12 protein-coding genes and 1 pseudogene are annotated in these 13,153 nt (G+C 71.3%); 3 read left to right on the top strand and 10 right to left on the bottom strand.

Annotation, left to right across the window (positions count from 1 at the left end):
• Window positions 1-11: 11 nt before the first annotated feature.
• From OO62_RS30795 to OO62_RS30770, 6 genes are all read right to left on the bottom strand, one after another.
• A complete protein-coding gene (locus OO62_RS30795; protein ID WP_033270932.1) occupies window positions 12-1,922 on the bottom strand; it encodes an ATP-binding protein in 1,911 nt (636 codons plus the stop codon).
• The gene (locus OO62_RS30790) at window positions 1,919-3,178 is read right to left on the bottom strand and encodes a Pvc16 family protein (protein ID WP_033270931.1); all 1,260 of its coding nucleotides are present in this window, start codon (window positions 3,176-3,178) and stop codon (window positions 1,919-1,921) included. The genes OO62_RS30795 and OO62_RS30790 overlap by 4 nt, the downstream gene beginning before the upstream one ends.
• The gene (locus tag OO62_RS30785) at window positions 3,175-3,519 is read right to left on the bottom strand and encodes a hypothetical protein (RefSeq protein WP_129322914.1); all 345 of its coding nucleotides are present in this window, start codon (window positions 3,517-3,519) and stop codon (window positions 3,175-3,177) included. The genes OO62_RS30790 and OO62_RS30785 overlap by 4 nt, the downstream gene beginning before the upstream one ends.
• A 1,085-nt stretch (window positions 3,520-4,604) precedes the next feature.
• Window positions 4,605-5,255: a hypothetical protein gene (locus OO62_RS37180; RefSeq protein WP_129322915.1), complete on the bottom strand. Its 651-nt coding sequence runs from the start codon at window positions 5,253-5,255 to the stop codon at window positions 4,605-4,607.
• A gap of 109 nt (window positions 5,256-5,364) precedes the next feature.
• Complete coding sequence (locus OO62_RS30775) at window positions 5,365-5,886, bottom strand: phage tail protein (RefSeq protein ID WP_033270929.1); 522 nt, start codon at window positions 5,884-5,886, stop codon at window positions 5,365-5,367.
• A gap of 23 nt (window positions 5,887-5,909) precedes the next feature.
• Window positions 5,910-7,460 (bottom strand): phage tail sheath family protein, encoded by a 1,551-nt coding sequence (locus OO62_RS30770; RefSeq protein WP_033270928.1) that lies wholly within the window; start codon window positions 7,458-7,460, stop codon window positions 5,910-5,912.
• Window positions 7,461-7,630: 170 nt separating this feature from the next.
• On the opposite strand from OO62_RS30770, the gene OO62_RS30765 reads away from it, so the two are divergent.
• From OO62_RS30765 to OO62_RS30755, 3 genes are all read left to right on the top strand, one after another.
• The gene (locus tag OO62_RS30765) at window positions 7,631-8,035 is read left to right on the top strand and encodes a hypothetical protein (RefSeq protein ID WP_129322916.1); all 405 of its coding nucleotides are present in this window, start codon (window positions 7,631-7,633) and stop codon (window positions 8,033-8,035) included.
• A 43-nt stretch (window positions 8,036-8,078) separates the two neighbouring features.
• A complete protein-coding gene (locus tag OO62_RS37175; RefSeq protein WP_051733745.1) occupies window positions 8,079-9,722 on the top strand; it encodes an eCIS core domain-containing protein in 1,644 nt (547 codons plus the stop codon).
• Between the two features lie 232 nt (window positions 9,723-9,954).
• Window positions 9,955-10,194, top strand: a complete 240-nt coding sequence (locus OO62_RS30755; protein ID WP_033270926.1) for a hypothetical protein — start codon at window positions 9,955-9,957, stop codon at window positions 10,192-10,194.
• A 154-nt stretch (window positions 10,195-10,348) separates the two neighbouring features.
• Here the strand turns inward: OO62_RS30755 and OO62_RS37170 are convergent, their stop codons facing one another.
• The 4 genes and pseudogenes from OO62_RS37170 to OO62_RS36680 all read right to left on the bottom strand — a co-directional run bounded on the left by OO62_RS37170 (window position 10,349) and on the right by OO62_RS36680 (window position 13,073).
• Window positions 10,349-10,702: an LppU/SCO3897 family protein gene (locus tag OO62_RS37170; protein WP_051733744.1), complete on the bottom strand. Its 354-nt coding sequence runs from the start codon at window positions 10,700-10,702 to the stop codon at window positions 10,349-10,351.
• Between the two features lie 223 nt (window positions 10,703-10,925).
• Window positions 10,926-11,636: pseudogene (locus OO62_RS36685) on the bottom strand (phage minor capsid protein).
• Window positions 11,637-11,789: 153 nt separating this feature from the next.
• Complete coding sequence (locus OO62_RS30740) at window positions 11,790-12,482, bottom strand: IS5/IS1182 family transposase (RefSeq protein WP_033270925.1); 693 nt, start codon at window positions 12,480-12,482, stop codon at window positions 11,790-11,792.
• Window positions 12,483-12,620: 138 nt separating this feature from the next.
• Complete coding sequence (locus tag OO62_RS36680; protein ID WP_228332348.1) at window positions 12,621-13,073, bottom strand: recombinase family protein; 453 nt, start codon at window positions 13,071-13,073, stop codon at window positions 12,621-12,623.
• Window positions 13,074-13,153: the final 80 nt, after the last annotated feature.

The following is a 13,153-nucleotide window of genomic DNA, read 5'->3' as shown; positions in this document are numbered from 1 at the left end:
ACGACGCTCCGTCAGTTCCCGGTCCGCTTGGCCACAGCCGACCTGCCGGACTTCGCCAGTTCCCACCGCGCCGCGGTCACCACGTGGTGGTGGGCGACCGGACCGCGGTCGGCCGCAGCGAGGTACGCCGCGGCGAGCGCGACCGAGGCGATCTCACCGCCGGCCAGGTCCAGGTGGGCCAACTCGGCCGGGTCCAGGCCATCGACGGGGGTGCCGGGTGGAAAGGCCCGTCGCCACAGCGCCTCGCGCATCGCCGGGTCGGGGTGCGGGAAGTTGACCACCGTGCGGAGCCGACGGGTGAAGGCCCGGTCCAGGGCGGAGCGGGCGTTCGTCGTGAGGACCGCCAGTCCCCGGAACCTCTCCAGGCGCTGGAGCAGATAGGCAGTCTCCAGGTTCGCGTACCGGTCGTGGCTGTCGTGGACCTCCGAGCGCCGGCCGAAGAGCGCGTCGGCCTCGTCGAACAGCAGGACCGCCGCACTGTCCTCGGCCGCGGCGAACACCCGGCGGAGGTTCTTCTCGGTCTCGCCGATGTACTTGCTTGTGACCTGGCTGAGGTCCACCTGCACCAGGTCCAGCCCGAGCTCGCCGGCGACCACCTGGGCGGCGAAGGACTTGCCCGTCCCGCTCGGCCCGACGAACAGTGCCGTGGCACCCGGTTCCGCGGCCGTACGGTCCGCGAATCCCCAGTCGTCCAGCACCGTGGTGCGGTGACGCACGGACGCCACCAGGGCACGGAGCTGGGCGGCCTGGGCCTCGGGGACCACCAGGTCGCTCCACCGGGCCGCAGGTCGCAGCACTTGGGCGAGCCCCGACAGGGAGGGCCTCGCCCGCTCCCGGCAGGCCTGCCAGAGCGGGGTGCCGAGGGCGGTGTCCCGGGCCGCTTCCTCGGCGTCGGCCGCCGTGAGGTCGAACGTTCCGGCCGCCTCCTCGGCGTGCTGCTCCGGTGCTCCGGCCCGCCGCAGCGCGGACTGGAGCAGCGCCACGCGGTCGGCGGCGGACAGGCGGTCCACCGGCACACGGACGAACGCGTCGGAGGACACGGCCGTGTCCTCGTCGCAGAGGACGGCCAGCGGGACGTCCAGGTCCGCGATCGCCCGGGGCACGGCTGAGCGCTCGGCCGGATCCGCACCGTCGAGGGAGAGTGCCCAGGCGTGCCCGGACAGGACCGTCTCCCGCTCTATGAGACGGGCCGTTCGCCGGCGTGCCGTCGCGTCGGTGGGCAGGTCGTCGACCGAGACGAGCAGGACCTGACGTCCATGGGCGGCTCCCGCCGCCGCGGCGACCAGCTGCAGGTTCGCCGCCTGCGGGCCGGACAGGAGCACGGCCCGGTGATGACTCCAGGCGTGTGCCGCCGATTCGGCCGCGCGGTGCAGCGGGGCGGGCACCTGTGTGCGCACCGGGAGGGGGCGGGCGATCGTGGCCAGTTCGCTGTCGAGGTAGCCGGCGCCGGTCAGGTGGTGGAGCACCCGCTCGTCCACGGTCAGCGGACTGTTGATCGGTGACGAGGTGTCGAGCAGGCGCAGCAGGCTCCATCGTCGCAGCGGGGCGTCCGGGGTGGTCGCGCTCCAGTGCGCTCCAGGCAGCAGGGCGAGCGCGATGCCGAAGCTGGGCAGGGGGGAGCCGCACGCGGTCCGCAGTTCATCGGCGAATGCCGCGGCCAGTTCGGGGCCGGCGGTCAGCAGGAGCAGGGAGCGCTCGAAGCCGGTCAGCCCGAACCCGTGCGCCAGCCGGTCGAGCGCGCTGTCGGCGGGGAGCCGGCGCCGGGCCGCGATCTCGGCCTGCTCGGCCTCGGTGCGCCGGTGCTCCGCCCCGTCGTTCCGTCCGGACTCCGTCAACAGGAGGCGCAGCAAGGCGAGTTCGGCCATCAGGTGGTCACGATTGGCCTGCTCCCAGTCGACGAGCCCGCTCTGGCCCCTGGTCATGGTACCGGGAGGGTGATCGCGGGGGCCTGGTACACGCCGTCGACCCGGTGGGGAAGACTGTCGACGCCGTCGACCTGGATGCGGACCAGCCACCTGCCGTCCGTGACGGCGGCGCGCGGGATGGTGACGGACGGCTGCGCCGGAGCGTCGGGTCCGATCGGCGGCAGGACGAAGCAGAGTTCACCACGGGCGTCGTGGGTGTCCTCGTCCAGGCGGAGCAGTGAGACCGTCGCGTGCTGGCCCGGGAACAGGGGCGGGTCCAGGGCGAGGACGATGTCGGTGGGCCCCGCCGTCACCTCCGCGACGGCCGGACGCACGACGACGGGCAGGGAGTTCGAGGCAGCCGTGACCCGGGCAGACGGCGGATCCGGCGCCGCGGACGGCGTCAGGTGCAGCACCTGGACGGCGTGCATGCCCGCCGGGACCTGTGCGTCGACGGTCACCGTCAACCGGGTCGACGTCGCCCCTGGTCGCACAGCCGGACGCGCCGGGCCGATCCGGACCTGCGTCGTCGGCCCCAGCAGCCGTTCCCCGTGCAGGGTGAGCATCGTGCCGCTCAGCACGGGCGAGTCCGGCGGGTCCGTGACGACGGAGCGCAGGCACGGCGCGCCCGACGCGCCGACGGTGATCGCCCGCTGAGCGACCGGCAGGGGCGTCCGGGAGGCGGTCTCCCCGGTCAGGAGAACGACGCCGGCCGTGTAGCCGATGGAGAGCAGGTAGGGCGTCTGCGGGAAGACCGACCAGATCTTCCACAGCTCGTCGACGGAGAGCGCGGCGGGGAAGAGCCGCACCGACTCGATCTGGTCGGCGAGATCCGTGTGCTTCAGGAAGGCGGTCTCGTCGGCGTCGCCATAGGCGCGCACGGCCGCGGCCACGACGCTGGGGCCCAGTACGGGGTTGACCGCCAGCGCATTGATCGCTCGGCCGAGCAGCCGCTCCGCCTCGAGTGCGCTGTCCTGGCCGTAGCAGGTGATCAGGTAGTGGAGATCGAGGGCCGTGACGGGACGTTGCGAGGGTGCGCCGTCGGTTCCGCGGTGCGGCAGGCTGCGGGCGTGCCAGGCGGCGTTGCGCGTCACGAGGTACAGGAACACGTTGATGCCGGGCACGCGCGCGAGGTCGTCGGCGCCGATGCGGTCCGGCCGCAGGGTGGTCACCTGGGCGCCGCCGACCGAGCCGGGGAGGCTGCTGCCGAGGGCCGTGTCGAGGACGTACCGCAGTGTGGAGGTCGACGCTGCGATCGCCAGGCTGTTGCTCACCGGCGCTCACCTCGGCGCGCGGCCAGATAGGCGGCCAGATCGACGTGGGGCACATCCCGGTGCGGTGCCTGCGGTGCGGAGACCGGCGGCTGCGTCGCCGGTGGTGGGGGCGGGTGCACGTCGATCCGGTCGATGTGCACGTGGACGTCCCCCGCCCCTGGTCCGGCCGACGACGGGCCGTCCGGGACCGTGGCGATGCGCAGCGGACCGACGGTGATCGTCGGCCGGTCCGGCGGGACGTCCGGTCCGGCGGGTGCGTTGCCCGGCCGGTGGACGGCCGGTCGTGTACCGGGCGCGATCAGGCCCCGCTCGACGAGCGCCGGCACGACATGCGCGTGCACCACATCTAGGAGATCCGGGACGGCGGTCGTGGTCGGCCGGGCTGCGGCAGCGGCAGGTGCGGCGGGCGCGGTTGCTTCCGTGCCTGACGGTGTGCTGGGGCGCGCACTGACAGGCCGCGGTGACTTGCTGGTGGTGGGAGCTGTCGGGGCGGTGGCCACGGGGTGGTGGACGGCGATGTGCGGCGGCTGAGGGGGCGCCTCGGTCAGGGGCGACCCGGTGGGGGGGCTGCCGGGTTCCGCGGGACGGGACGTGCCACTGCTACCCGAGGGCTGCTCCGGACCGCCCCGCGTGGAGCGGTCCGCCGTCCCGGGTGGGCTCGCGCGCCGCGATGTGCGGTGGTCGTCGGTCCCCAACTGCGGAGTGGGCTCGGCGGCCGGTGGGAGCGCGTTCCCTGCGGTGTTCGCCAGATCGTCCGACGGCGCATCACCCATGGACGCCACACCGTGGCGGGCATCCGTGGCGGCGTCGGGTTCGAGCTCAGCGGCAGGCGGTCCCATCAGGGGCCCGATGGGCGCTCCGAGGCCGCTCTCAGCCGCGCTGCGAAGCGTCGGGGGCGGCTCCTCACCGAGTGGCCAGGGGCGGGAGACGACCGAGACGTCTCCAGTATTCGCTGTGCCCGTCGCGCCGGACCGCTCCCGGTCGTACGGTTCGGGCTGCGACGCCACGGGGTCGGTGTTCGAGCCGTCATCGCGCCGCACCACCGGGACAGGCCCGTACCGCCCCGGCGTCGAGGAGCCCGGCTCGCGGAGCGCGCGACGCTCGGCACCGGTGGCTCGGTGCGCCGGCTGCCCGGTCGCCTCGACCGACGGAGGCCGACGGGCGCTGTCCGACCGCTCGCCGATCACCGACGGAGGCCGGTGGGCGCCGTCTGTCTGTTCGCCGATCACGGTCTCGAGCGTGAGCGGGCCGGGTGCAGGAGGGCCGTCCCCGGGCGGCGCCGGGGCGAACTCCTCGGTCCCGGCGGCCGTGTCCGCCAGGTCTTGTCGGGTCCCGTTGCCGGCCGGTTCGTAGGAGGAGCGCCGCCGCAGGACGAGCCGGGGCTCGCGGCCGAGCGCACGGGCCACCATCCGGTCGAAGTAGCCGGTCACAGCGCGGCCGCCTGCGTGAGGTAGCGCTGTCGCCGGGTCGGTGACAGCGCCAGGACCGCCCGCTCGCTCCACCCGAAGGCGCGGGCGAGGGCGGCCACCTCCGCGATCAGGGCGGGGGCCGCCGCCTCGACCTGGTCCCACAGCACCGCGCCCACGTCGAGCGTCGCCACCACACAGCCCGCGCAGGCGGGGCATTCCGCGCGCAGCACCACATCCGCCTCGCCCGCGAGCCGTTCGGCGGCCTCGTCCACCCGTGCCTCCTCGTCCGAGGTCAGCGCGGACGGGTCGAAAGGCCGCCCGTCAAGCCTGCGCACACAGCGGGTCAGCAGCACGGCGCGTGCCTCGCCGGGATCGACCGCGGCGGCCAGGAGGTCCCGCACGGTCGGCGCACGGACCGCGTACCCGCCGACCCGCACCTCGCCGGGATCCGCCGGCGGCTCGGCGACCGGCACGTCGGCCGAGGAAGGCAACCGCACCCGTGCCTCGAGCAGTTCGCCGCACGCCGGACAGCGCACTAGCCCGTCGACGTCCCGCCCGAAGGCGATACGGTGCGCCTCGGCCGCCAGCGCCGAACACCGCCCGGTCGCGGAGTCGAGCGCTTCGTCCAGGTCGTCGACGAGCCCGGCCAAGTGCAGCAGCACGGTCACGCGTGAGACGGGAGGCACAGCCAGAGCCTGCTCCCACGCCGTCAACAGGTACGCGGGATCGGCGAGGTTGCGTACCGCGGTCTTCCCGGCCTGCACGCTCAGCCGACTCTCACGACGGGGCGAACGAGGGCTCGGTCGGCTCGGTCACAGCGAGGTCGCGCTGCCAGCCCTCGTTCTCCAGCTTGATCGACTGGATGGCGACCGCGTGGGCGTTGGCGTCGAGGTCCGGCAGAGCGTGGAACTCGGAGACCCAGCAGCGGTAGACCGTGTAGGCGAGCGCCAGTTGCCCGGCCTCGTTGTAGACCTCGATGATGACGTCCTTGCGGAAGTCCTTGAGCGAGCTCTCGGCGCCGAGCCCCGTCCCCCAGTTCCACACCTTGCTCGCCCACTGCTCGAAGTCCGGGTCGTGGGTGACGCCGCGTTCCAGGGTGATCGCCTCGTACTCGGTGCGCCCGGGAGACTTCCGGCTGGTGCTCGGATCCCCTCCGTGCCGGTGCTTGACCACCTCGGTGGTCCGCCGCAGGGCGCCCACCTTGCTGACACCGGCCACGTACCGGCCGTCCCACTTGACCCTGAACTTGAAGTTCTTGTACGGGTCGAAGCGGGTCGCGTTGATCGTGAAGTCGGCCATCTCGCTCCTTCGGGCCCGGTGCGTCAGCCCACCGCGCCGGCGGTCTTCTGCTGAACACTGATGACGACGAACTCGGCGGGCTTCAGCGGCGCGAACCCGACCAGGATGTTGACGACGCCGCGGTCGATGTCGTACTGCGTGGTCGTCTCGGCGTCGCAGGCGACGAAGTAGGCCTCCCGGGGAGTCCGCCCCTGGAAGGCGCCCTGGCGGAAGAGGTCCTGCATGAACGAGCCGAGGGAGGTACGGATTTGGCTCCACAGCGGCTCGTCGTTGGGTTCGAAGACGACCCACTGGGTTCCCCGGTACAGGCTCTCCTCCAGGTAGAGCGCGAACCGGCGGACTGGCACGTACTTGTAGTCGTCGGCGAGCGTGTCCGCGCCGCGCAGGGTCCGAGCGCCCCAGACCACCACCCCTGCCTGGGGAAAGGTGCGCAGGCAGTTGATGCCCAGTGGATTGAGCAGAGCGCTCTCGCCGTCGCCCGTGACATGTTCCAGCCCGGTGGCGCCGACGATGCCCGCGTCGAGCCCGGCCGGCGCCTTCCAGACGCCCCGTGACGCGTCGGTCCGCGCCATGACCCCGGCGAGCCCCCCGCAGGGCACGAACGCGCCGATGGCACCGTCGCGCAGCGGATCGGCGCGCCGGATCCGTGGCAGGTAGGCGGCCGCGTTGCGTGAGGGCTCGCCGGACAACCCCAGGTCCGCGACCCACTGGGGGAAGGCGGCGGGGCGCATGCCGACGGGCGGGTCCACGAGCAGGAACGCCCGGCGCGCCGCGCACAGACCGAGGGCCGCAGGCCACAGGCTGGGCGGCAGGTCACCGTCCGGGCGTGACGGCGGCAGACACAGCAGGTTGAAGAGGTCGGCGCGGCCGAGTGCGTACAGGCCCAGGCCGTCGGCCTCGAACTGGGTGCCCTCCCCGCCGAGGTAGTCCTCCACAACGAGGTCGCGGCCGTCGTCCCCCTGGCCGGCGGCCGTGTCGTACGTTCCCTCACCCGGCCGGGCAAGGCCCTCGGGCATGGTGTCCACGCGGACGAGCCGGGACTCCGCCAGCACCCGGTCCACCCGGCGTGGCCCGTCGACCAGCGTGACGTTGAGGAAGACCTCGGGAGCGTCGCTGCTGCCGGGGCGAGTGTCCCGGATCTCCAGGTGGAAGAGGTCCTCGTCGTCGAAGGTCTCGGCGTGGGCGATCTCGTGGGCGTCCCGCGCGACGGGGTGGGTCACACGGGCGGTCAGGTGGTTGGCCCACGAGCCGGGGCCGGAGGCGATCAACCGCAGGCCGTTCACGTCCAGCTCGGCGCTCGTCGCGCCACCGGCGAGACGGACGACGAGTGCCGTCCCGCCGCCGTTCAGGTAGAAGTCGCGCACGGCGTACCCCAGCGCGCTGTCTCGCCACAGGCCGCCGAAGACCTGCTCGAACTGGGCCAGCGATGTGAGCGTCACGGGTTCGTCGACCGGTCCGCGCAGGGCACGGCCGACGAAAGCCGTGACGGCGGTGGTGACTCCGGTGACGGTCCGGTTTCCGCTGGGGGCCTCCGTCAGATAGACACCGGGGGCGCCCAGTGAGGGCTTGGGCATGCTGACTCCTTCGGCAAGGACCTCGGCCGGATCGTTCCAGCGCCGTGTCAAGCCATCGTCACAGCGCCGTCACATGCGAGGCCCCGTGACAGCAGCGTGACGCCGCGCTGACAGAGGCGGTGCGAAGCTCGCCGCCCGGTACGGACCGTATGGCCGAGGTGGAGGTTCGCATGGTGCAGGTGTCCGTGAGCGCGTCCGTCGCGGTCTCCGAGGGACCCACGCTGCCGATGTCGATGGTGCTGGATCCGGAGTCCTACACCTTCACGTCCGTGACGCTCGCTCCGACCGGTCAGTCCGGCGACCACGAGCAGGTGGTGCTGCTGCCGGACAAGGGTGATCCGGTTCTGCTGGCCGTCCGGGCCCGGACGGAGGCGGGGCAGCCGGCCACGGTCACCTTCAGCGCCAAGGGGACGCCGGAGGCCGTGCCGCCGCTGACCGTCGACGGCGTCCTGCTGGTGTGGGGGGCGGACTCGGTGCGGGCCGTCCTGCCGGGCGGCCTGGACACGCTGTCGGTCGGCCACGACGGCGACCAGAGCGTGCGGATCGACATGCTGGCGTGCCTGGCAGTGCCCTGACGCCCGTGTTGCCGCCACACCGAGCCGGCGGGACGATGGGGGTGTGCGATCGCACCACACGCCGGCTGCTCTCCGCGCCGCACAGCAGCGCCCGGCGGCCGACGCCCGGCAGCCCGCCGACCTCCTCGCCCTAACCCTGGCGCACGCCGCCAAAACGGGCGGCACCGCGCTGGACCCGGTCACCCGAGCCTGGGCGAACAGCCGCTTCGGTCACGACTTCGGGGACGTACGGGTGTACAGCGATCCCGTCTCGACACGGGCGCTGGGAGCCGCCGCACTCACGACCGGCACCTCGATCGTCTTCGCGCCGGGCCGGTACGCACCCAGTACCGCGTCGGGACGCCGACTCCTTGCCCACGAGCTGGCCCACGTACGACAGCAGCGCGGACTCACCAGGCCGCCGAGGTCGGTGAGCCGTCCCGACGCCGCCACCGAGCGGGAAGCCGACCGGGCCGCCGACCTGGCCGTAACGGCCGGGCCGCTACCGCACACCTGGCAGGCGCCCGAGGCCGGGACGGTACAGCTCCACCCCGGCGAGGCGTGTCCGGAGCCACCGGAGTGGCAGCCGGAGAGTGCGGCACCGGCGACGGTGTACGGCCCGGCGAACCGTCTCCTGGAGAAGACGTACCGGGCCACGCACGCAGGACCACGCGACCAGATCCTGGTGGGTTCCGACTTCCTCTACGGCGGAAACCCGGACTACGGGATCACCCTCCCGCGGGGAGCGGAGGACGCGAAGTTGGCGCAGGAGTTTCTGGCGGACTTGCGCGGAATCCGGCGCCAACGGGCACCCGACATCATGGACTTCACCGCCCGGACGATCTACGAGATCAAGACGGCCGGCTACGCGGAGGAGGGGCAGAGACAGCTCGGTGAGGAGTACCGGCTCGCAGAACTGCTCCAGACCAAGCACGGAGGACGCCCGTGGAACCGCGTGAACGCCACGTGGTTCCCGCCCCATGTCCTGGGCCCGCTGGAGGGCAACCCCGACTGCGTGCTCTGCACCGCCGCCACGGAGCACCCAGTGGGCAGGGAAGGACTGATCCTCTACCAGGTGTACCGGCGCACCCGGAAGAACCGGGAACAGGAGGCACCACAACCCTCACGTGAGGCGGACGCGAAGGCCAAGGCCCTGGCAGCGCTGGCCGAGGGCGCGCAGAAGCTGCGACGGCAGCTCGATCACTACTCCGGCGAGCACCGGGTCCAAACCGAGCTGATCGACCGGCCGTCGTACGCCGGCTTCGCGGGCTACTGGACCAACCGGCTCTTCAACGGACCCGTCCCGCCCGAGACCATCTGGCTCAACGCCTTCGCCTCGCTCGCGGCGGTGGACTCCTCGGTGCGGACCGGGGACGTCCGCCGCGCCATGGTGAGCCTGCTCCGGGGCCGTCGGGAGTTCCTGCTGGCACAGCGACGCTACCTGACCTGGAAGGAGGGCATCGAGCCGGCCGGCCGGAAGGCGAAGGTCGCCATTGGCGTCATGGCAGTCGCGGCGATCGTGGCCTTCGTGGCACCTGAGCTCCTCACGCTGGAGAGGGAGCCGGAAGCCAAGGAGCTGGCCGTGCGAGTCGCCGAGCTGGTCGCGGGGAACGACGCCGCGATGCTGGCGTCGGAAGCACTCATGACGGAAGCCGAGATCGTGGCCGAGGCGGAACAGGAGGTGAAGCTCCTGCTCAGAGGAATGTGAACTCAAAGGCCCTACTGCCGGGCGGCGAAGAACACGGCTCACAGTGCCGTCCCAACTCCCACACCACCGGATGGGTCCTGCTCGGTGCCTGCGGGCTCGAGCCCGAGCACCGCCTCGACTCTAAGTCGCTCACCTGGTAAGCTTGTTCTTTTTCTTCCGGCTTCGAATGGTGTCTCGAACTGGGTCGCTCACCTGGGGTTTCGCCGGACGTGGGGGCGGCCTGCGTCTGATCATGTGCTCCGACCAAGGTGCACGTGACCACGACGAAGGCCCCTCCCGGCTCGACCCGGCCACAGGCCAGACCTATGTCCGGGCCCTGGCCACCCCCGAGCAGGTCCTCGAGCTGTTCAACTGGGGCCCCAGCGGTGCCGACCAACTCACCGCGGTCCACCGGGAACGGGCCCGGCTCAGGCTGCCTCGCGCACCCCGTCAGCCCCTCACCCTCATCACCGACAACGGAAACATCACCTGAGTTCCAGGACAGGCGGCCGGCCGTGGCTGGCCCGAGCGCCTGACACCATGGGCCCAGCCCAAGGGGTGTGAGGTGAAGGACGTCCTTGAAGCCCTCACAGCACCGGCCGCCGCCCCATCATCCGAGGCGGCGGCCGATTCGTAGAGCACAAAGATCAGACCGTGGTGAAGCACCAGCGTGTGCTGACAGCGTGACGGCCCCTCAGGGAGATAGCCCGGGCCGTGTCTGGCTTGCATTCTTGGGCACCCGTGAGGACCTCGGCCGTCTTGTACTGGGCCTCAGACGAGTCACATCCGACGATGGTCATTTGGAGAGTGTTGTCGTCCTCGGAACCGGTGACCTTGACGCAGTCCCCGACCTGCGGGTTGTGCCGCTTGTTGTATGCCTCAGCTGAGGCGGAGGCCGACGCCTGCTCTGCGGCCTTTCCACCATTCGGATTGGTGTTGTAGTCGACTACCCACCAGACGACGCCGCCGATGACGGCAAAGAGCACGATGATGTTGATCAACGCCCGCAGTGGGTTGCGCCGCGGTGGCTGAGGGGCCCTGGGTGTCGGCTGTGGCTGACTGTACGGCTGCTGAGGGTGTTGGTGTCCATACGGCGCAGGAGATTGCTGGTATCCGTACGGCTGGTTCTGATGCGGCGGCGGAGCGGGCATGGCCGAGAAGTCCCCCATGGTGAACGTGCTGGTGAAGGCGCCAACAAAGGCGCCTTGAACGACGCGAGGCAGGTTACCTGCCGGTGACGGAATGGCCCACCCGCCCAGGAAACCGCCATCGGATGGGCTGCGACTCTCCGCCGAGGCATTCCTGCCCGTCACTGGACTGACTCATGGCGGCGCACTCGCGGCCCTCCTGCGGACGGCGTTGGTCACCAGTCGCGCGCTCATCCGCGTAGCTGGTCAACTGCCAACGGCGGCCGGCCGTGTCGACGAATGCACGTATATCCTCGTCGGCGAACCTGCGCATGGCGTCCTGCGTGGCGTCCCGCCGGGTGCCGGTGCCCAGCAGGGGCGTGGCGGTTACCTCGGCGACGATGGCGTGGAAAGTGTCGAGGACGGCCCGCAGAATCGAGCGGTGCGTCGAGGTGACGCGGTCGACGGCTTCCTATGCGAGACGGTCGATGGCCTGCGCATTGGGTGTTACGTCGTCGACCAGGGCGCGCGCCTGATCAGGCAGGGCGCCAATCTCGGCGACCGCGGCTCGATGCCCTTCGTTGTACGCCTCGGCGACCACGTCGAACACGTCGAGGCTGACGGCCTTGCCCAACTCGTCGACGACGCCGTGTGACGCTCGGCGTAGCTGCTGGATGGCGGCGAGCTTGCGCTCGGCCCACCCTGGGGCGTCGAGGCCGTCGGCGAGCTGGCGGGCGATGATGCCCAGTAGGCGTTCTTCGGCCGCGGGGTACAGGTCGCGGGTGCGCTCGGCGAGGGGTTCGACCATGCTGGGATGAATCGGCACGCCTCACCCCCCGGAACAGAGAAGCAGAAGGCGGAGTGGCCTATCCGCAGTTGTCTAGTTCTTCTCGCTTATGCGGTAACTTCCACTTTGCGGTAATGTCGAGCGCATTTCCGTGAATTGGTTCACTGAGCGTTTTCAGCGGTGCCTCTCCAGGGTGAGGACGGCTTTGGCGACTGACGTCATGCGGTTGGGGCTGATCCGGGACCTTCGGAAGATCCGCCAGGACTTCAGCAGTGCCATGCCGCGTTCGACTGGTGCCCGGGATGCGGCCAGTGCCCGGTTGATCGTGCGCTGGGTCGGGGACATCTGACCGCCGGGCGGTCGTCTGAGCCCGGCGGTGACCCAGGATCCGGCGCCCTGGTAGGCGCGGTCGGCGAGGACGGGGACGCCTTGACGTTCGCAGATCCGGATGATCCGGTGGGTGCGGGCCGCGGTCAGGTCGTGGCACCGGCCCGGCAAGGCGGGCGAGATCCACAGCACCTGTCCGGTCGGGTCTGTCACGACCTGCACGTTCACGCCGTGGCGACGGTGCTTGTGCGAATAGTCGGCCCGGCCGTCGCTCACGCGGTCGCACTCGGCGAGCGTCCCATCGAGCAGTACGAACTCCGGTTCGTGCTCGCGCAGGACCTCGAGCAGACCGGGCGCCCGGGCGTCCAGGAGGTCGATCACCGCCGTGGTGTAGGCGTGGGCCGTGCCGACCGAGATGTCGAAGCCGGCGGCGAGCTGGGCCAGGGTGTCGTGCTTGCGCAGGTACACCAGAGCGACGAGCACGCGTTGATGCGGCGGGAGCTTGCAACGGCGGTCACCCTCACGGGTGACGATGAGCATGGTGACCCACTCGACCAGCGCATGAGGCCCCGGACTCCCAGCTCTGCCCCAGGGGCAAAGTAGCTGTCTGCGATGTTCAGGGCGATGCTTCGGCGGTGTCGGCTCCGGAGTCCTAGCTCGGACACCGCAAAGTAGCGTTCAGGGCCTCGTGACCGCGGTCTTCTTGGGCTGGCGGGGCACGGTCTTCTCGCGGTCGAGGTGCCCGTACACCGTCGAGCGGGGCACGCTGAACATGTCGGCGATCTGCTGGACGGTCTTTTCCCGCTCGTCGTAGAGCCGTTGGGCAAGCGCGGCCTGGTCCTCGGTGAGCTTCGGCCGGCGCCCTCCGACACGGCCGCGGGCCCGCGCGGAGGCGAGCCCGTCGTTCGTATTCGCCACGATCAGCTCCCGCTGGAGTTCGGCCAGTACGGACAGCATGCCGAACATCGCGCGTCCCTCCATGGTGGCGGTGTCGATGCCCTGCTCGATGACGTGCAGGCCGATTCCGCGTTCGCGCAGCTCCGCGCCGAGGGTGACCAGGTGCAGGACGGAGCGGGAAAGCCGGTCGAGCCGGGTCGCCTTCAACGTGTCGCCCTCGCGCATCAGCTGCATGACGAGATCGAGTTTCGAGCGGGACGCCTTCGCGCCGCTGGCAACGTGTTGTCGCGGTCGACGCCGTTGCGGAGAAGTGC

The sequence above is a fragment of the Streptomyces lydicus genome, assembly GCF_000717345.1.
GTDB lineage: Bacteria > Actinomycetota > Actinomycetes > Streptomycetales > Streptomycetaceae > Streptomyces > Streptomyces lydicus.
The sequence above is the reverse complement of the archived record's forward strand: the minus strand, read 5'-3'. Positions and strand labels throughout refer to the sequence as shown.